The organism is Sphingomonas trueperi (assembly GCF_011927635.1).
Taxonomy (GTDB): domain Bacteria; phylum Pseudomonadota; class Alphaproteobacteria; order Sphingomonadales; family Sphingomonadaceae; genus Sphingomonas; species Sphingomonas trueperi.
In genome coordinates this window covers 121,521-139,637 of the sequence record NZ_JAATJB010000008.1, presented here as the reverse complement: position 1 = coordinate 139,637, position 18,117 = coordinate 121,521, and the positions used below count along the sequence as shown (strand labels likewise).

The 18,117-nt window shown below is 69.0% G+C and carries 18 protein-coding genes; 11 read left to right on the top strand and 7 right to left on the bottom strand.

All coding sequences use genetic code 11. The annotated features are described in order from the left end of the window. Nucleotides 1–69: 69 nt before the first annotated feature. Nucleotides 70–258 carry a hypothetical protein gene (locus GGR89_RS13910; RefSeq protein WP_125977637.1) on the top strand — a complete coding sequence of 63 codons (189 nt, stop codon included), beginning with the start codon at nt 70–72 and terminating at the stop codon, nt 256–258. A 97-nt stretch (nt 259–355) separates the two neighbouring features. Here GGR89_RS13910 and cydX read toward each other — a convergent pair whose 3' ends face one another. Genes cydX through GGR89_RS13895 form a run of 3 tightly spaced genes read right to left on the bottom strand, consistent with a single transcriptional unit; the run spans nt 356 to nt 3,241 of the window. After that, nucleotides 356–472 (bottom strand): cytochrome bd-I oxidase subunit CydX, encoded by a 117-nt coding sequence (gene cydX / locus GGR89_RS13905; protein WP_093298739.1) that lies wholly within the window; start codon nt 470–472, stop codon nt 356–358. Nucleotides 473–484: 12 nt separating this feature from the next. Then, nucleotides 485–1,630 carry a cytochrome d ubiquinol oxidase subunit II gene (gene cydB, locus GGR89_RS13900; protein ID WP_125977639.1) on the bottom strand — a complete coding sequence of 382 codons (1,146 nt, stop codon included), beginning with the start codon at nt 1,628–1,630 and terminating at the stop codon, nt 485–487. A gap of 21 nt (nt 1,631–1,651) precedes the next feature. After that, entirely contained in the window at nt 1,652–3,241 is a 1,590-nt protein-coding gene (locus GGR89_RS13895; RefSeq protein WP_125977641.1) for a cytochrome ubiquinol oxidase subunit I, read from the bottom strand. Nucleotides 3,242–3,359: 118 nt separating this feature from the next. Between GGR89_RS13895 and GGR89_RS13890 the strand changes: the two genes are divergently transcribed. Genes GGR89_RS13890 through GGR89_RS13875 form a run of 4 tightly spaced genes read left to right on the top strand, consistent with a single transcriptional unit; the run spans nt 3,360 to nt 8,980 of the window. Further along, nucleotides 3,360–4,967: an ABC transporter ATP-binding protein/permease gene (locus tag GGR89_RS13890; RefSeq protein ID WP_125977643.1), complete on the top strand. Its 1,608-nt coding sequence runs from the start codon at nt 3,360–3,362 to the stop codon at nt 4,965–4,967. Then, on the top strand, nt 4,964–6,541 hold the full coding sequence (locus GGR89_RS13885; RefSeq protein ID WP_125977645.1) for an ATP-binding cassette domain-containing protein: 1,578 nt from the start codon (nt 4,964–4,966) through the stop codon (nt 6,539–6,541). Before GGR89_RS13890 ends, GGR89_RS13885 begins: the two co-directional genes overlap by 4 nt. Before the next feature lie 40 nt (nt 6,542–6,581). Continuing rightward, nucleotides 6,582–6,932, top strand: coding sequence for a DUF2946 family protein (locus tag GGR89_RS13880; protein ID WP_125977647.1), 351 nt, complete (start codon nt 6,582–6,584; stop codon nt 6,930–6,932). Between the two features lie 53 nt (nt 6,933–6,985). Next, nucleotides 6,986–8,980 carry a TonB-dependent receptor gene (locus GGR89_RS13875; protein WP_125977649.1) on the top strand — a complete coding sequence of 665 codons (1,995 nt, stop codon included), beginning with the start codon at nt 6,986–6,988 and terminating at the stop codon, nt 8,978–8,980. A 21-nt stretch (nt 8,981–9,001) separates the two neighbouring features. On the opposite strand, the gene GGR89_RS13870 is transcribed toward GGR89_RS13875, so the two are convergent. Genes GGR89_RS13870 through GGR89_RS13855 form a run of 4 tightly spaced genes read right to left on the bottom strand, consistent with a single transcriptional unit; the run spans nt 9,002 to nt 11,520 of the window. Beyond that, complete coding sequence (locus tag GGR89_RS13870) at nt 9,002–10,009, bottom strand: nucleotidyltransferase domain-containing protein (protein WP_125977651.1); 1,008 nt, start codon at nt 10,007–10,009, stop codon at nt 9,002–9,004. After that, complete coding sequence (locus GGR89_RS13865) at nt 10,006–10,857, bottom strand: HprK-related kinase A (protein ID WP_125977653.1); 852 nt, start codon at nt 10,855–10,857, stop codon at nt 10,006–10,008. The genes GGR89_RS13870 and GGR89_RS13865 overlap by 4 nt, the downstream gene beginning before the upstream one ends. Then, nucleotides 10,845–11,120 (bottom strand): HPr-rel-A system PqqD family peptide chaperone, encoded by a 276-nt coding sequence (locus tag GGR89_RS13860; RefSeq protein ID WP_125977655.1) that lies wholly within the window; start codon nt 11,118–11,120, stop codon nt 10,845–10,847. The genes GGR89_RS13865 and GGR89_RS13860 overlap by 13 nt, the downstream gene beginning before the upstream one ends. A gap of 10 nt (nt 11,121–11,130) precedes the next feature. Then, nucleotides 11,131–11,520, bottom strand: a complete 390-nt coding sequence (locus tag GGR89_RS13855; protein WP_125977657.1) for a hypothetical protein — start codon at nt 11,518–11,520, stop codon at nt 11,131–11,133. A gap of 82 nt (nt 11,521–11,602) precedes the next feature. On the opposite strand from GGR89_RS13855, the gene GGR89_RS13850 reads away from it, so the two are divergent. The 6 genes from GGR89_RS13850 to phoU all read left to right on the top strand — a co-directional run bounded on the left by GGR89_RS13850 (nt 11,603) and on the right by phoU (nt 18,113). Next, a complete protein-coding gene (locus GGR89_RS13850; RefSeq protein WP_125977659.1) occupies nt 11,603–12,808 on the top strand; it encodes a sensor histidine kinase in 1,206 nt (401 codons plus the stop codon). Between the two features lie 88 nt (nt 12,809–12,896). Continuing rightward, the gene (locus GGR89_RS13845; protein ID WP_125977661.1) at nt 12,897–13,928 is read left to right on the top strand and encodes a substrate-binding domain-containing protein; all 1,032 of its coding nucleotides are present in this window, start codon (nt 12,897–12,899) and stop codon (nt 13,926–13,928) included. A 40-nt stretch (nt 13,929–13,968) separates the two neighbouring features. Beyond that, nucleotides 13,969–15,345 carry a phosphate ABC transporter permease subunit PstC gene (gene pstC / locus GGR89_RS13840; RefSeq protein ID WP_125977663.1) on the top strand — a complete coding sequence of 459 codons (1,377 nt, stop codon included), beginning with the start codon at nt 13,969–13,971 and terminating at the stop codon, nt 15,343–15,345. Then, nucleotides 15,338–16,636 (top strand): phosphate ABC transporter permease PstA, encoded by a 1,299-nt coding sequence (gene pstA, locus GGR89_RS13835; protein WP_125977665.1) that lies wholly within the window; start codon nt 15,338–15,340, stop codon nt 16,634–16,636. Before pstC ends, pstA begins: the two co-directional genes overlap by 8 nt. Continuing rightward, complete coding sequence (pstB, locus tag GGR89_RS13830) at nt 16,636–17,412, top strand: phosphate ABC transporter ATP-binding protein PstB (protein ID WP_125977667.1); 777 nt, start codon at nt 16,636–16,638, stop codon at nt 17,410–17,412. The genes pstA and pstB overlap by 1 nt, the downstream gene beginning before the upstream one ends. Beyond that, nucleotides 17,412–18,113 (top strand): phosphate signaling complex protein PhoU, encoded by a 702-nt coding sequence (gene phoU, locus GGR89_RS13825; RefSeq protein WP_125977669.1) that lies wholly within the window; start codon nt 17,412–17,414, stop codon nt 18,111–18,113. Before pstB ends, phoU begins: the two co-directional genes overlap by 1 nt. Nucleotides 18,114–18,117 lie beyond the last annotated feature (4 nt).

Here is an 18,117-nt window from a genome sequence, read left to right as displayed (position 1 = left end):
CGTAGCGATACACACCGTGACTTCTACGGAATGGCCCCCGACCGCGATAAGTACGACATTAGGCAGGCAATGAACGAAACCCAAAACGAGACCGGGTCGATGTCCTCCCTGCACCACGCGCCCCTCACGAATCACTTCCGCCTGCGTGCCGAGCAGGAGCGGGACCGGGCGGCTCGCGCGCCAAACGAACGGCACAAGCGCCTGCACCTCGAGCTCGCAGCGATCTTCGAGCGCCGTGCCGAGGGCGGGCCGGTCTAGCAGCCAACGAAAATGGCCGGCCGATCCCTTGTCAGGATCGCACCGGCCTTCGGGGAGAAGGGGCGGTCGCGATGCGGCCGCCCCTTTTCGTTGGTGCTCAGTCGAGGACCGTCAGGTCCGAATTCGGGTCCGAATGGAACTCGTGCCAGATGCCGTTGAGCACGGCGACGGCGACGGCCAGGCAGGTCCCCAGGATCCAGGCGAAATACCACATGGGTTCAACTCCTCAGTAGAGGTCGGGGTTGAGCCGCAGCTCTTCCCCGCTGACGCGGCCGAACATCACCTTGTACACCCAGGCGGTGTAGGCCAGCACGATCGGCAGGAAGACGAGCGTGCACACCAGCATGATGAACAGCGTGAGGTGGCTCGACGAGGCGTTCCAGGCGGTGAGGCTGGAGGCCGGGTCGATCGCGCTCGGCAGGATGAACGGGAACATCGACAGGCCGACGGTGGCGATGATGCCGACATTGGCGATCGACGAACCGGCGAACACCAGCGTGCCGTTGCGCCCGCGGATGCCGATCAGCGCCAGCACCGGGCCGAGGAAGCCGAGCACCGGGGCGAGCAGCATCCACGGATGGGCACCATAGTTGCTGAGCCATGCGCCCGGCGCCTTCACCGTCTGGACCAGATGCGGGTTGGACGGACCGTTGGGATCGACCGAGCCGACCAGGCGATAGCCCATGTCGCCATAGGCGACGAATGCGCCGCCGACGGCGAACAGCAGGATCGCGAGGATCGCGGCGACGGTGCCGAAGCGCTGGGCGCGCTCCACCACCTTGCCCTCGGCCTTGAGGCTCAGCCAGCCGGCGCCGTGCAGCACCAGCATCGCGACCGAGAGCAGGCCGGCGACGAGGCTGAACGGGGTGAACAGGCCGAGCAGCGTGCCTTCGTAGAAGGAGCGCAGATCGCTATCGAGCCGGAAGGGCGCACCCAGCAGCACGTTGCCCACCGCGACGCCGAAGACGAGCGCAGGCACGAAGCCGCCGACGAACAGCGCCCAGTCCCAGCGCGAACGCCAGGCGGCGTCGGGGCGCTTGGAGCGGTATTTGAAGCCGACCGGACGCAGGATCAGCGCCGACAGCACCAGGAACATCGCCAGGTAGAAGCCCGAGAAGCTGACCGCATAGACGAATGGCCAGGCGGCGAAGATAGCGCCGCCGCCCAGGATGAACCAGACTTGGTTGCCTTCCCAGGTCGGGCCGACGGTGTTGATCACCATGCGGCGCTCTTCATCGGTGCGGCCCACGAACGGCAGCAGCGCCGCCGTTCCCAGGTCGAAGCCGTCGGTCAGCGCGAAGCCGATCAGCAGCACCCCCAGCAGCGCCCACCAGATGAGGCGCAGGATTTCATAATCGAGCGGGATGGACATGTTCTTTCTCCTTGCTCGCGCTCATTCTGCGGGAACGGCGTGGAGCGGCCGCGGATCGGGCGCGCTCGGCACCGGATCGTGGCGGGGTTGCCAGGGCTCGTAGGTCTCGGGCCCATGCTTGATCGCCGCCAGCATCAGCCGGAACTCGATCACCGCCATCAGGCCGTAGAGCGCGGTGAAGCCGATGATCGTGGTCCACAGGGCGGGCACGGTCAGGCTCGAGGTGGCGAGGAAGGTCGGCAGCACGCCGTCCACCGCCCAGGGCTGGCGCCCCACTTCGGCGACGACCCAGCCGAACTCGATCGCAAGCCAGGGCAGCGGGATGATCCACATTGCGGTGCGCAGGAACCACTTGCGGTGGAAGCGGCGCGTATTGGCATAGTAGAGCGCGGCGACGAAGAAGGCGATGAAGAAGAAGCCCAGCGCCGCCATCCCGCGGAACAGCCAGAACACGGCCGGCACGTTGGGAACGGTCGACCAGGCGGCCCGATCCTTCTGCGCTTCGGTGGCCTGACGCGGATCGGCGACCCAGCGCTTGAGCAACAGGGCATAGCCGAGGTCGCCCTTGGCGGCTTCGAACTTCGCGCGTGCGGCGACGTTCTGACGATCGGTCTTCAGCGTCTGCAGCGCATCATAGGCGGTGAGGCCGTTCTCGATGCGCAGCCGGGCCTTGCCGACCAGCGGATAGATGCCTTCCACCTGGCCGGTCAGGCTACGCGTACCGATCAGGCCGAGCACATAGGGCACCTTGACCTGGAAATAGGTCTCGCGGCCCTGGTTCGAGGGGAAGCCGAACACGGTGATCCCGGCCGGTGCCGCCTCGGTGTGCCATTCGGCCTCGATCGCGGCGAGCTTCATCTTCTGATTGTCGGTCAGCGCATATCCGCTCTCGTCGCCGAGCACGACCACCGACAGCGAGGCCGCCAGGCCGAACGCCGCCGCCACCGCGAAGCTGCGCTTGGCGAGCTCCAGGTGCCGGCCGCGCAGCAGATAATAGGCCGAGATGCCGAGGACGAAGACGCTCGCGCAGACATAGCCCGCACTCACGGTGTGGACGAACTTCGCCTGGGCGACGGGGTTGAAGATCACCGCCATGAAGTCGGTGACTTCCATTCGCATCGTCTCGGCGTTGAACGTGGCACCCGCCGGGTGCTGCATCCAGCCATTGGCGACCAGGATCCACAGCGCCGACAAATTGGTGCCGAGCGCAGTGAGGAAGGTCACCAGCAGGTGCTGGCGCTTCGACAGGCGATCCCAGCCGAAAAACATCAGGCCGACGAAGGTGGCTTCGAGGAAGAAGGCCATCAGCCCCTCGATCGCCAGCGGCGCCCCGAAGATGTCGCCCACATAATGCGAGTAATAGGACCAGTTGGTCCCGAACTCGAATTCCATCGTCAGCCCGGTAGCGACCCCGAGGACGAAGTTGATGCCAAAGAGTTTGGCCCAGAAACGGGTGATGTCCCTCCAGATCGGGCGATCGGTGACGACATAGACGCTTTCGGTGATGACGAGCATTACCGAAAGGCCCAGCGTCAACGGCACGAACAGGAAGTGGTACATCGCTGTCAGCGCGAATTGCAGGCGCGACAGCTCTACGACTGCCATATCCATAGTTTTGTCCTCAGCAAAGAGCCGGTATTCGCGGCCTAGGCTTCGGTGGCGCCACCGCCTATGCGGAACATCCCCTATTCCGTTGCAGGGCCGAAATCGCTTGTACAAATTGTCTCATATGGCTCTTCAAAAACAGGCCGGGCTCGCCTGGATCATCGACCTGGGCGGCGCGGCGCTGTTCGCCTGGGGCATTGCCGACGGCGTGGCTGCGGCAGCCGCCGGGCATGCGGTGCCGAGTGCGGCACTCGCAGCAATGCTCGGCGGCGGGCTGGTGCGTGCGGCGACCGCCTGGGGCGTGCCGGTGCTGGCGGTGCGCGGTGCGCAGGCGACCACCGCGCCGCTCCGCCGCAGTCTCGTCGAACGGCTGCTGGGCAGCGGCGCGGCGCCGTCGAGCGGGCAATCGGCGGTGCTGGCGATCGACCATGTTGCAACGATCGAAGGCTATGATACGCGATTCGTCCCCGCGCGAGTCGCGGCCGCCGCCGCGCCGCTGGTGGCGGTGGCGATCATCGCCTGCGCAAGCCTGGTGGCGGCGGGCATCCTGCTCGGCACGCTGATCCCCTTCGTCTTCGGCATGATCCTGGCGGGGACGGCGGCCAAACGCGCCTCGGAGCGCCAGCTGGAAGCGCTGGGCGACCTTTCCGACCTGTTCGTCGACCGGGTGCGCACCCTGCCGATCCTCCGGCATTTCGGTGCCGAGGACCGGATCGCGCGGCAGGTAGACGTCGCCACGCGCGAAGTCGCCGCGCGGACGGTCGCGGTGCTGCGCGTCGCCTTCCTGTCGAGCGCGGTGCTGGAGTTCTTCTCGGCGCTCGCGGTGGCGCTGGTGGCGGTCTATTGCGGGTTCAGCCTGCTCGGCCTCCTTCCCTTCCCCGATCCCGAAACGCTGACGCTGCGCGAAGCCTTTTTCGCGCTGGCGATGGCGCCGGAATTCTACCTGCCGATGCGGCGACTGGCGGCGGCGTATCACGACAAGCAGCTCGGCGAGGCCGCGCGCACGGCGATCGCGGCGGTGCCGGAGGTGGTGGCGCCTGCCGCCGCGCCGGAGGTGTTCGCAGGCGTGGAGGCGAAGAATCTGGTGATCGCCTGGCCTGGGCGGACAATCGGGCCGGTCAGCGTGTCGCTGGGCACGACGGGCATGGTAGCGCTGACCGGCCCCACCGGGAGCGGCAAGACCAGCCTGTTGGCGGCGATCGCAGGGCAGATCGTGCCCAGCGCGGGCAGCCTGCGCTTCCGGTCACCCGAAGAAGCGCCCGAATGCCTCAGCCATCAGTCCCCCTCCCGCGTGCGAGAGGGGGGAATAAGGGCATCGGGAGATACCAACCCCATCGCCTGGGCCGCGCAGCATCCGCTGATCCTCCCCGGCACGCTGCGCGACAACCTCGCGCTCGCCGCCCCGCACGCCTCCGACGCCGACCTGCTCGCCGCGATCGACCGTGTCGGCCTCGGCCCGATGCTCGCCCGCCGCGGCGCCGGGCTGGACCTGCCGCTCGACCATCGCGGCTCGGGCCTGTCCGGCGGCGAGCGCCGTCGCCTCGGCCTCGCCCGTGCGCTGCTAGCCGATCGCCCGCTGCTGCTCGCCGACGAGCCCACCGCCGATCTCGATGCCGAAAGCGCCGCCGCGATCACCGCGCTGCTCCGCGACGTCGCCAAGGAACGCGCGGTGATCGTCGCCACCCATGATCCGCGCCTGATCGCCACCGCCGATGCCGAGGTGACGCTGTGACCCCCTTCCCGCTCGCCGCCCGCGAACGCCGCACGCTCCGCCAGGCACTGGCCTGCGCGACCATCGCCGGGCTCGCCGCGATCCTGTTGCTGGCGCTGTCCGGCTGGTTCCTCACCGGCGCCGCCATTGCCGGGGCGAGCGGCACGGCAGCGGTCGCCGCGTTCAACTATCTGATCCCCAGCGCCGCGATCCGCGGCCTCGCCATCCTGCGCACCGGCGGCCGGTACGGGGAACGGCTGCTGTCGCACCAGGCTGCGCTCACCGCGATGGCGGACCTGCGCGGCCGGCTGTTCGGCAAGCTCGCCGCGCAGGACAGCCGCACCGCGCCCGACCTTGCTGGCGGCGACGCCAGCGCCCGGCTGATCGGCGACATCGAGGCGCTGGAGGACCTGGTCGTCCGCCGCCCCAGCCGGCCGGCAAGCCTCGCCGCCGCGCTGTTTGCCGTGGCGCTGGTGGCACTGGCCGGCTGGAAGGCTGCGCTCGCGCTGGCGCTGCTCCTCGCCGCGCTGCCGCCGCTCCTCACCCTTGCCGCGCGCCGCCTCACCGCCGGCCCCGCCGCCAAGGCCGCCGAAGCGCTCGGCGCGCTGCGCACCGCCTTCGTCGACTATGCCGCCGCCCGGCCCGAGATCATCGCCTATGGCCTCGCCCCGCGCGTGGCGGACACCATCGCCGACCTCTCCCGCCCGCTCGACCGCGCCCGAGCCGCACTCGCACGCGGCGACGGCGCGGTGGCCGGGCTGCTCGCCGGCTATGGCGCGCTGACCGCAGCGATCGTTTTCGCCCTTTCCGACGCCAGCGCCCCCATCCGTGCGCTAGCGCTGCTCGCGTCCGCCGCGTCGGTGGAGGTGATGGCCGCCTTTGCCCGTACCGCGCTGCGCCAGGCGAGCGTCGAACAGGGCCTCGCCCGTCTCGCCACGCTCAGCGAGTTGCCGGGCGAGCTGGTTTCTGCGCCCCCGGCCGACACCGTCGCCCGACCGATCGGCCTCGGCAGCCACGCTCTCGCACCGGGCGCCCGCGTGGCGATCACCGGCGCCTCGGGCAGCGGCAAGACCCGTTTGATGGAGGCGCTGGCCGGGCTCCGCACCCCCGTGCACGCGCTCACGCTGGACGGCACGCCGATCGCGCAGTGCAGCGCCGACACGCTCCGCCGCCAATTTGCCCTCGCCCCGCAGGACGCGGTGCTGATCGCCGGCTCGATCGCCGACAATCTCCGCGTCGCCCGCCCTGGCATCATCGAGGCGGCAATGTGGGAGGCGCTCCATACCGCCTGCCTCGACGCGACCGTGCGCGCGATGCCCGCCGGGCTGGAGACCTCGCTTGCCGAGGCCGGCGGCACACTTTCCGGCGGAGAGCGCAAACGACTGTCGCTCGCACGCGCGCTGCTGGCGGGGCGCCCCTGGCTGCTGCTCGACGAACCCAGCGAGGGGCTGGACGCCGCGACCGAAGCGGAACTGGTCCGCCGCGTCGATGCTTGGCTGCGGTCGACCGGCACCAGCCTGATCCTCGTCTCGCACCGCCCGGCCTCGCTGGCCCTTGCCACGAATCGGATCGACATCGCCGCCATCGACCAATGATATATTGAAACATACGCGTTGCTGCAGTACGGCATTGCGGATGCGCGTCTTCCGCATCCCTGGTCTGTTCGTACGGCTGCTGCCGGCGCTGCTGCTGGCGTTCGCGCTATGCTGGCAGGCGGGGATTGTCCGCGCGCATGTGCATCCTGCCCAGGGCTGGGCCGCCACGCCCCACGCCCACCATGCGCCCAAGCAGAACGACGACGACGAGGATTGCCCGCTCTGCGACGAGGTCGCGTCCGCAGCCGCTTATCTCGCCGCCACACCACCCACCGTCGTGCCGCCGCTGCCGGCACGCGCGTGGCACGCGGCCCTCGCCGCCGATCCGGCTCCGCGGCTCGTCCGCTCGCACGCCTGGCGCAGCCGCGCGCCGCCCGAACTCCCCGCCTGACCAACAACTTGCGCCGCTCAAGCGGCGCACCCCAGGTTCACGGAGTTTTCTTCATGCGTACTGCCCTTCTCACGGGCGCGGCGATCGTCGCGTTCGTTCCCCATGCCTTTGCCGACACCGACCCGCAGCAGGCCAACGACAAGAACGTGATCATCGTCACCGCGACGCCCTATGCGGTTGCCAGCGACGAGGTGCCGACGATCGTCACCCATGTCGACCGTGACCAGATCCTGCGTGCCGGCGGCGCCAGCATCAGCGACGTGCTCGCCCAGGAGCCGGGCATCTCCGCCACCAGCTTCGCCAGCGGCGCCAGCCGGCCGATCATTCGCGGCATGGACGCGACGCGGGTCCGCATCCTCGAGAACGGCGCCAGCAGCTCGGACGTGTCGGACATCGGCCCTGACCACGGCATCCCGGTGGATCCGTTTGCAGCGCAAAGCATCGAAGTCGTCCGCGGCGCCGGCACGCTTCGCTATGGCAGCCAGGCGATCGGCGGCGTGGTCAACGTGATCAACAACCGCGTGCCGATGCAGCTGCCGGACGCCCCCATCTCGGGCGAGGCGGAAGGCAGCTATGGCAGCGCCGCGAAGGTGGGCGAAGGCGGCGCGCTGGTCGATGCCAAGCTGGGCCAGTTCGCGCTGCACGCCGACGGCTTCTACCGCGACGCGAGCGATTACGACACGCCGCTCGGCGTCCAGCAGAACAGCTTCTTCCGCGGACATGGCGCGGCGCTGGGCGGCTCCTATTTCTTCGGCGGCGACGATGCGAGCCATGTCGGCCTGTCGATCAGCCAGTACAACTCGAAATACGGCATCCCCAGCGACACCACCTACATCGACATGCGTCAGACCAAGGTGATGTCGCGCGACGTGTTCGCGGTGAACGCCGGCCCGCTCAAGTCGATCAACCTCGACGCCAGCTATGCCGATTATACGCATGACGAGAAGGAACCGGACGGGACGATCGACACGACGTTCCGCAACAAGGAATTCGACGGTCACCTCGAATTCCTGCTCAACCCGCTGGGCCCGGTCCGCAACTCGGCGCTCGGCTTCGAGGTGCAGAACCGCAAGTTCTCGGCGATCGGCGACGACAGCAGCTACCTGTTCCCCACCACCACGCAGAGCGAAGCGGCCTATCTCTTCACCGAGCTGCCGCTGACGGACATCCTGCACCTCCAGGCCAGCGGCCGGGTCGAGCATGTCCGCAGCGAAGGCACGCCGGCGAACAACGTGTTCACCGTGCGCGAGTTCACGCCGGTGAGCGGGGCCCTCGGCGCGCTGCTCGACGTCGGCAGCCATGTGAAGCTGGGCTTCACCGGATCGAGCACCGGTCGCGCCCCGGCGATCACCGAGCTGTTCGCGCGCGGCGGGCATGACGGCCCCAACACCTTCGAGACCGGCGACCCGAACCTCAAGGTCGAGCGCGCCAACTCGATCGAGGCGACGGCGCGGGTGAACGTCGACCGCTTCCACTTCGACGGCAGCGCCTATTCGACCTGGTTCAAGAACTATATCTATGGCGACCTGACCGGCCGCACCTGCGACGACGACGGCACCTGCGCGATGGGCGGCGACGGCGACCTGAAGGAGCTCAACTATCGCCAGCAGGGCGCGCATTTCCGCGGGCTGGAAGGCAAGGCGAGCCTCGACCTGTTCCACCAGAACGACCAGACGCTCCAGCTGACCGGTCTGGCCGACTATACCCGCGCGACGCTGGACGACGGCGGCAACGTGCCGCGTATCCCGCCCTATCGCCTGGGTGCCGGCATGAACCTGTTCACCCCCCGCTTCGACGGCGCGGTGCAGTTCGTCCACAACGCCAAGCAGACCAAGTTCGGCGCGTTCGATACCGAGACGCCGGGCTACAACCTGATCAACGCCAATATCGCCTGGCGGCCGTTCAAGTCGCAGCCGGGGATCGAGTTCGCGATCGTCGGCCAGAACCTGACCGACGAGATCGTGCGAAACGCGGCGTCGCTCAACAAGGATCTGGTGGTCCAGCCGGGCCGCAACATCCGCTTCATGGTGAAGATCGCGACCTTCTGATCGCAACGGGCATCGGCGGGTTCAGGCCGGCCGGTGCCCCTTGCGCCATTTCGTCCACAGGTGCCGGGCAAGCATCGTCGGCGGCATCCGCAGCGCGTGCGAGCGGAGGTAGAAGCCGAGCTGGACGGCCTTGCGGGTCGAGCGGCCCCAGGTGTCACGTGCGGTCAGGCGGCGGTGGAACAGCGGGTCGAGCGCGTCCCAGCCCTGCCACTCCGCCGGCGCATCGGTGCCGTACAGCCGAACCGACTGGCGCACCGCCTGTGCCATCGCCGCGCCTAGCCCGTGCTGTGCGGCGCGCGCGGCCAACCCCTCGAAGCCAAATTCGCCGAGCAGGCAATGGATGTCCCACAGGTTGCGCATCCCGCCTGCGAGATCGCCGTCGGCGAACAGATGTGCAGCGGCGTGGCAGAGCATATCCTGCGGCGCGAGGATGCGCAGCCCGTTCTCCAGCGCCATGCTGTCCGCCAGCAGCGCCGCCGCGTCGGGGCGGATGCGCGCGGTGAGCGGCAGGATCGTGTGGTGGACGTCGATCATCTTGTCGCGGTCGCGGTGGATCAGCGGCGGCAGCTCGTGCATCCAGCGGCGATAATAGGCGTCGTCATAGGGGTCGGGCTTCACCCATTCCCACCCGGCCGCGAGCAGCGCCGCCTCCACGTCCTCGATCGCGTCGCGCGGCACCAGGATGTCGAGATCGCCGATCACCCGCCCGGTCGAGGGCGACAGCCCCGCCGCGGCATAGGCGGTGCCCTTGAGCAGCACGACCGGCGCCTCGATCCCGGCGAGCGCGCGGCGCGCCATCTCGGCTTCCCACAGCGCGGCGGTGCGGCCCTGCTCGGCCGAGGCGATGGCATCCTCCACCAGTCGCGCCGCCGCATGCGGCATCGGCAACCCGGCGATGCGGTGCGCAAGCGTGCCCGCCAGCTGCTCGGCGCGCGCGACCGCCCAGAGCGCGTTCCAGTCGGACGCGTCCAGGCCGCCAATCGCGCCGGGATCGCGCAGCACGCGGGCGAGCAGCAGCGCCGGGTTCATGCCAGCGCCTCCACCATCGCCAGCGCCGTCGCCGCATCGGGATAGTCGATCGCGCGCGCGGGCACCGTCTGGACCAACCGGGTCAGCGCGTCGAAGCCGCGCTCGGCGAGCGTGACATAGTTGGTCGAGGCCTGGGTAAGCCGGACGAACGCCTCGCTGGGCAGCACCGGCCGCTCCGCCGCCTCGAAGCCGAAGCGCGGGAAAAGGATCAGGCTGGGTTCGGCGGGCACTGCCATCGCCGCGATCGCGCGCGCATCGGGCACCAGGTGGCGGATCGCCCCCTTGGGCGTGCCCTCCAGCAGCGGCCCGAAGCGCGCGTCCGGCAGCGCCTGCGCGACCACGTCGATCGCCTCGTTCTTGAGGCTCACCAGCCGCGGAAAGGCGTGGGAGAGCCCGGTCGCGCAATCGATCAGCGCGAACTCGTCGCCCATCAGCCGCCAGCCGCGCGCCATCAGCAGCGCCGCGAGCGTCGACTTGCCCGCCCCCGAGATGCCGGTCATCAGCACCGCGCGCCCGCCCCGCTCGACCATCGCGGCATGGAGCAGCAGGTACCGCCGCAATCCCAGCGCCACCTGCAGGTTCATCCCCATCTCGGCGGCGAGCAGCCCCTGGGCGAGCGGCAGCGGCGCGGCATCGGGGATCACGAAGTCCCCCGCGATGTGCACCGACGGGCGCAGCACCCGCCGCCATGGCCGGGCGGCGAACAGATGGACGTTGAAGTCGGCGATGCCGTCCTGCGGCGCGGGATAGTCGCGGTAGAGATCGTCGAGCGCGGCGACGGGGCTGCGCCAATGGCTGCCGATGCGGAAGCCCAAGGGGCCGATGCGCAGCAGCTTCAGATGGCGCATGTCCGCTCCACCAGCCCGGCCGCGACCAGTTCGTCGAGCCGAACCGCCAGCGCTGCGGAATCGGGATCGGCGAGGTCGAAGCGCTCGCCCAGCACCGCCAGCAGCCCGGCCACGTCGCGCGGGCCCTCGCCGAGGATCTCCAGGATCTCCGGCACCGGCGCATCGACGATATGGGTGATCCCCGAGGCGCGGTGATAGATGAGCGTCAGCGCATCGAGCGGCACGATGCGGAGCGTCGCAGGATCGGCGGCGCGATAGTACACCGCCCGGCCCTCAGCCGCGCGGCATCTGCAGCGAGGCGAAGCAGGTGAAGCCGCTGGTCCCGCGCTGCAGGCGGCGGATATAGTTGGTATAGGCGCGGCTCGCCTGGGGGTCGGTACCCGGCAGCGTGCCGCCGCCCAGCGCGCGCTTGACGTCCTGCGCCTTGAAGCTGCGCCCCGGGGCCGGGAAGGCACCGGGCGTGCGCGACGGCACGACGCGACCGTCGGGCGCGATATAGCTGCCCGCGCGGCCTGGATCGGTCACCGGAATCGCGCACTGCATCACCGAGGCGTTGGTCTGCGCCAGCGCCGGGCGGATCGAGACGATCGCGGCCGCACTCGCCGCGCCGAGCATCAGCGCGCGCCGACGGGTCGGCAGGTCTTCGAATTTGGGATCGTCCATCGCCTTCTTCTTCTGCGCCCGCGCCGATTTCGCAATCGTAAATACGGGCTCGTCTTGGGACGATTGCACGCTAGAAGGCGCCATGCTTTCGGCCCATGGCTTCCGAATCAGCCTCGCACTGGGTGTCGCCACGCTGTCGGCGGTCGTCGGGCTGTTGGTCGGCGGCGACCTGCAACTGACGCTGGTGCTGCTGGTCGGCGCGATCGCCGCAGTGCTAATCGTTGCGATCGGCGGCGATCCCGCCCCCGCCCCCCGCGACGATGCGGCGGCAGCGGACCGCGACCCCGCCTTCGCCGAAGTGATCGAGGCGATCGCCGAGCCGGTGCTGGTGACCGCCGCCACCCGCGTGATCGCCGCCAACGCCGCCGCCCGCGCGCTGCTCGGCGAGCATATCCTGGGCGAGGACGTCCGCCTCGCGATCCGCCACCCCGCTGCCGCCGAACGCCTGCTCGATCCGGGCGAGGACCATAGCGCGCCGATCCACCTGGTCGGGCTCGGCACCCGCGAACAGCGCTGGGAAATGCGGGTCCGCACGCTGGAGACCGGCGAGCGCGTCGTCCATCTCGTCGACCGCACCGGCAGCTACACCGCCGATCGGATGCGCGTCGATTTCGTCGCCAATGCCAGCCACGAGCTGCGCACGCCGCTCGCCTCACTGCTCGGCTATGTCGAGACGCTGGCGGACGGCGCCGGGGAGGAGCCGGAGATCCGCGCCCGCTTCCTCAAGATCATGCACGACGAGGCGCGGCGCATGGACCGGCTGATCAGCGACCTGATCTCGTTGAGCCGGATCGAGGCTGAGAAATATCGCGCGCCGGCGGAGTCGGTGCAGCTCGCCGACCTGATCGGCCAGGTCTGCGTGGAGCTTTCGGGCAGCCCGCGTGCCGCCGACCTGGTGACCGAGATCGAGGCGGTGCCCCCGGTGCGCGGCGACCGGACCCAGCTGAGCCAATTGCTCCACAACCTGATCGGCAATGCCATGAAGTACGGCCGCGCCGGCACGCCGGTCACCGTGTCGCTGCGCAGCGAGGGGGACACGATGGTCCGCTTCGCCGTCGCCGACCAGGGCGAAGGCATCCCCGCCGAGCATATTCCGCGGCTGACCGAGCGCTTTTATCGGGTCGATTCGGGACGCAGCCGCTCGCTCGGCGGCACCGGGCTGGGCCTCGCCATCGTCAAGCATGTGGTCGAGCGACACCGTGGGCGGTTCGATATCGCCTCCACCGTGGGCGTCGGCACCACCGTGTCGGTGCGGCTGCCGATCGAGCCGAGTGTCATAAAGTCGTAACGCGATTGCCGGATGGGCAATGCGTGGGAAGCGAGGCGCAGACTCCGCGATCCGGAACACCGCCATCCTCGGGGAGCAAGAAGTGACGATGCTGGGTCGTCTAGCGCTGATCGCCTTCGGCACGCTCGCCCTTTCGGCGTGCGACGGCAGCGCCACGCGCGAAATCCGCGTCGTCGGCTCCTCCACCGTCTATCCCTTCACGACGGCGGTTGCCGAGGCATTCGTCAACGCGCGCAGCGGCCGCAAGGCGCCGGTGGTCGAATCGATCGGCAGCGGCGCCGGCCTCCGCCGCTTCTGCGAGGGCGTGGGCGCGCAGTTCCCGGACATCGCCAATGCCTCGCGCCGAATGACGCGCAAGGAATTTGATCGCTGCGAGCAGAACCAGGTCGGCGAGATCCTGGAAATCGTGATCGGGCTAGACGGCGTGGCGTTGGCCGAGTCGAACCAGGGACCGAAGCTTCGGCTGAGCAAGCGCGACGTGTATCTTGCGCTCGCCGCCAACCCGATGGGCAAGCCCAACACCGCGCGCACCTGGCACGACGTGAACCCCGCCCTGCCCGCCATCCCGATCCTGGTGATGGGCCCGCCTTCGACCAGCGGCACCCGCGACGCGTTCGTCGAGCTGATGCTGGCGCCAGGCTGCCTCGAAGCCGATCCGAACGCCGCCAAGCTGAAGACGGAGGCCGATCCGGCGCACTATGACGCCGAATGCCGCCGCGTCCGCGACGACGGCCCCTATGTCGACAAGGGCGAGAACGACAATCTGATCGTCCAGGGGCTGGCGCAGAATCCCAATGCGCTCGGCATCTTCGGCTATTCCTATCTCGAAGAGAACCAAAATCGGCTGCACGGCGTGCCGATCGAAGGCGTCGCGCCCACCTATGCGAGCATCGCCGACGGGCAATATCCCGGTGCGCGCCCGCTCTACCTTTATGTGAAGAAGCGGCACCTCAAGGCGGTGCCCGGACTGAAGGACTTCCTGACGCTCTACGCCACGCTCTGGGGGCCGGGCGGCCCGCTGGTGAAGCGCGGGCTGATCGCGGCGCCCGAGGCGATGCGCGCAGAGATGGCGAAGCGCGTGGCCGATCTCACCCCGCTCGATCCGGCCGTGCTCAAGTGATGCCCCCCCTCGCCCCCCATTCCGCTGAGTTGCTCCGCCGGTGAACCCCTTCGCGTTATCGTTCCTGATCCTCGGCCTGGGGCTGATCGGCTGGCTGACGGCGCGTGCCCGTGCGGTGCGCTTCGATCGCGGCGGCGCCAAGCGGCTGCATTCGCTGCCGGCGCAGCATGGCTGGTTCGTCGGCATGTGGACGATCCTGCCGCCGCTGCTGTTCCTGGTCGTCTGGTCGGGGATCAGCCCCGGGCTCGTCCGCCAGACCGTGCTGCAGAGCCCCGCCGCCGCCGGCCTATCCGACTTCGCCTTCGAGCGCGATTCGGTGCTCGCCCAGGCCCGGGAGGTGGCGAAGAACCCGTACGAGACCGAGGCCGATCCGCTCGCCCGCCAGCTTGCCCCCGTGGTGCGCGCCGCCAGCCGCCGCTATGCCTGGACCGGGACCGCCGCCGCCGTACTGCTCGCCTTTGCCGGTGCCGCCTTCGCGCTCAGCCGCATCCGCGCGGATTTCCGCGCCCGCTCCAAGGTGGAGCGCACGCTGATGATGGGCCTGCTGGTCGCCTCGCTGATCGCGATCTTCACCACCATCGGCATCTTCGTCTCGCTCTTCTGGGAATCGCTGCGCTTCTTTCAGCAGGTGCCGATCACCCAGTTCCTGTTCGGCACCCATTGGAGCCCGCAGGTGATCGACGCGAAGGACCCCGGCGCGTCGCTCGGTGCGGTGCCCTTGTTCTGGGGCACCTTCTTCATCGGCGCGGTGATCGCGATGCTGGTCGCGATTCCCTTCGGGCTGATGAGCGCGGTGTACCTCACCCAATATGCCTCGGCGACCACCCGGCGCTGGATGAAGCCGACGCTGGAGATGCTCGCGGGCGTGCCGACCGTGGTCTATGGCTATTTCGCCGCGCTGACCGTCGCGCCCGCCGTCCGCAAGCTCGCGGTGCTGCTCGGCGACCCCTTCGCCTCGTCGGAAAGCGCGCTGGCGGCCGGGCTCGTGATGGGCGTGATGATCATCCCCTTCGTCTCCTCGATGGCCGACGACTCGCTTGCCGCCGTGCCGACCTCGATGCGCGACGGCAGCCTGGCAATGGGGGCGACGACCAGCGAGACGATCTCGCGCGTGCTCGTGCCTGCCGCGCTGCCGGGCGTGGTCGCCGGCGTACTGCTTGCGGTCAGCCGCGCGATCGGCGAGACGATGATCGTCGTGATGGCCGCCTCGGGCGCCGCGACGATCACGCTCAACCCGCTGCAGAGCGCCACCACCGTCACCAAGCAGATCGTCGACCTGCTGACCGGCGAGGCCGAGTTCGACAGCCCCAAGACGCTGGCCGCCTTCGCGCTAGGCCTGACGCTGTTCGTCATCACCCTGTTGCTCAACATCGTCGCGCTGCGCGTCGTAAAGAAGTATCGCGAAGCCTATGAGTAAGCCCGCCGCCCAGGCCGAGCGCCGGCCGACCGACTGGAACAGCCCGGCGATGCAGAAGCGCATCCGCCGTCGCTATGCCGCCGAGCGGCGCTTTCGCGTGCTGGGTGCGGGTGCGGTGATCCTGTCGGCGGCGTTCCTCGGCTTCCTGCTGCTCACCATGGTGGCGCAGGGCTGGCGCGGCTTCACCGTCACCGAACTGGCGCTGCCGATCGACCTGAAGGCGGACGGCCTCAAGATCGAACGCAGCCAGCTCGCCACCCCCGCCGCCGATCTCGCGCTCGCAAGCGCGGGGCTGGAGGACGTGGTGGACAATGCCGCGACCCGCGCCTTCGGTGCAGACGGCGCGACCTATCTCGCCCCCAGCGCCTGGCTGGCGGTGCGCGGCGCGGTGAAGCGCGATCCCTCGCTGCTCGAGCGGCGTACGACCGTCTATGTCCCCGCCGCCACCGGCTTCGACCGGGCGCTGGCCGGGGACGGCGACCCGGCGATGGAAGCAGGCGTCGCCCGGCTGACCAGGCAGGGCGCGATCCATCGCGGCTTCAACTGGACGTTCCTCAGCGAGTCGGACTCGACCGATCCGGTCGCGGTCGGCGTGTGGGGCGCGCTCAAGGGTTCGCTGCTCACCATGGCGATCACCTTCCTGATCGCGTTCCCGGTGGGCGTGCTCTCGGCGATCTATCTCGAGGAATATGCTCCCAAGAATCGCTGGACCGACCTGATCGAGGTCTCGATCAACAATCTGGCGGCGGTACCCTCGATCATCTTCGGCCTGCTCGGGCTCGCGATGTTCCTCGGCACCTGGCAGATCGGCGGGCACAGCTTCGGCCCGATGCTGCCGCGCTCAGCCCCGCTGGTCGGGGGCGTGACGCTGGCGCTGATGATCATGCCCGTGATCGTCATCGCCAGCCGCAACGCGATCAAGGGCGTGCCGCCGTCGATCCGTGACGCCGCGCTCGGGATCGGCGCCAGCCCGATCCAGGTGGTGTTCCACCATGTCCTGCCGCTGGCGATGCCGGGCATCCTCACCGGCACGATCATCGGCATGGCCCGCGCGCTGGGCGAGACCGCGCCGCTGCTGCTGATCGGCATGCGCGCCTTCATCGTCACCGCGCCCGGCGGCTTCACCGATCCCTCGACGGTGCTGCCGGTGCAGATCTTCCTCTGGTCCGACGAGGTCAGCCGCGGCTTCGTCGAGAAGACGAGCGCCGCGATCCTCGTCCTGCTCGCGGTGCTGCTCGCGATGAACGGGCTCGCCATCTACCTCCGCAACAAGTTCGAGACCCGCTGGTAATGACCCCCGCCTCCCCCGCTCCCCACAAGATGTCGGCCCGCGGCGTCAGCGTGTTCTACGGCCAGAAACAGGCCGTGAAGGACGTGTCGATCGACGTCGACATGGACAAGGTCACCGCCTTTATCGGCCCGTCGGGCTGCGGCAAGTCGACCTTCCTGCGCACCTTCAACCGGATGAACGACACCATCGCCAGCGCGCGGGTGACCGGCGAAATCACGCTGGACGGCGCGGACATCTACGCCGCCGACATGGACGTGGTGCAGCTGCGCGCGCGCGTCGGCATGGTGTTCCAGAAGCCCAACCCGTTCCCCAAGTCGATCTTCGAGAACGTCGCCTATGGCCCGCGCATCCACGGCCTAGCCTCCTCCAAGAGCGATCTGGAAGGCATTGTCGAGCGCTCGCTGAAGCGCGCCGGGCTTTGGGAGGAAGTGAAGGACCGCCTCTCCGACAGCGGCACCGCGCTCTCGGGCGGCCAGCAGCAGCGGCTGTGCATCGCCCGCGCGATCGCGGTCGATCCCGAAGTGATCCTGATGGACGAACCGGCCAGCGCGCTCGATCCGATCGCCACCGCCAAGATCGAGGAGCTGATCCACGAGCTGCGCGGCCGCTACGCGATCGTGATCGTCACGCACAACATGCAGCAGGCCGCCCGCGTCTCGCAGCGCACCGCCTTCTTCCATCTCGGCCAGCTGGTCGAATATGGCGAGACCGACAACCTCTTCACCGCCCCCCGCGAGGAGCGGACGAAGGACTATATCACCGGAAGGTACGGCTGATGGCATCGGGCCACGAGCATACGGTCAAGGCGTTCGACCAGGACATCAGCCAGCTGCGCGCGCTGATCTCGCAGATGGGCGGGCTGGCCGAACAGGCGATCTACGACGCGATGAAGGCGCTGCAGCGCGGCGACGAGGCGCTCGCCAGGACGGTGCGCAAGAAGGACAAGCAGATCGACGCGATGGAGGCCGAGCTGGAAAAGCTCGTGGTTCGCGTCATTGCGCTGCGCGCGCCGATGGCCGACGACCTGCGCGAAGTGATCGCCGCGCTCAAGATCGCCGCGGTGATCGAGCGGATCGGCGATTATGCCAAGAACATCGCCAAGCGCGTGCCGATGATCCATGCCGAGGGCGAGGAGCGGATCGAGGCGGTGTCGATCCTGCCGGCGATGGGCCAGCTCGCCGCCGACATGGTGCGCAACGCGCTCGATGCCTTTTCGGCGCGCGACGCCAAGGCAGCGGCGGAGGTCCATGCCAGCGATACCGCGCTCGACGATTTCTACGATTCGATCTTCCGCACGCTGGTGACCTTCATGGTCGAGAATCCGCGGACGATCAGCCAGGTCGCGCACCTGCTGTTCGTCGCCAAGAATCTGGAGAGGATCGGCGACCACGCAACCAACGTCGCCGAAATGGTCTATTTTGCCGCGACCGGGCACTATCTCGCCGAAGCGGAAGCCGGCGAAAGCAGCGGGAGCTGAGGGG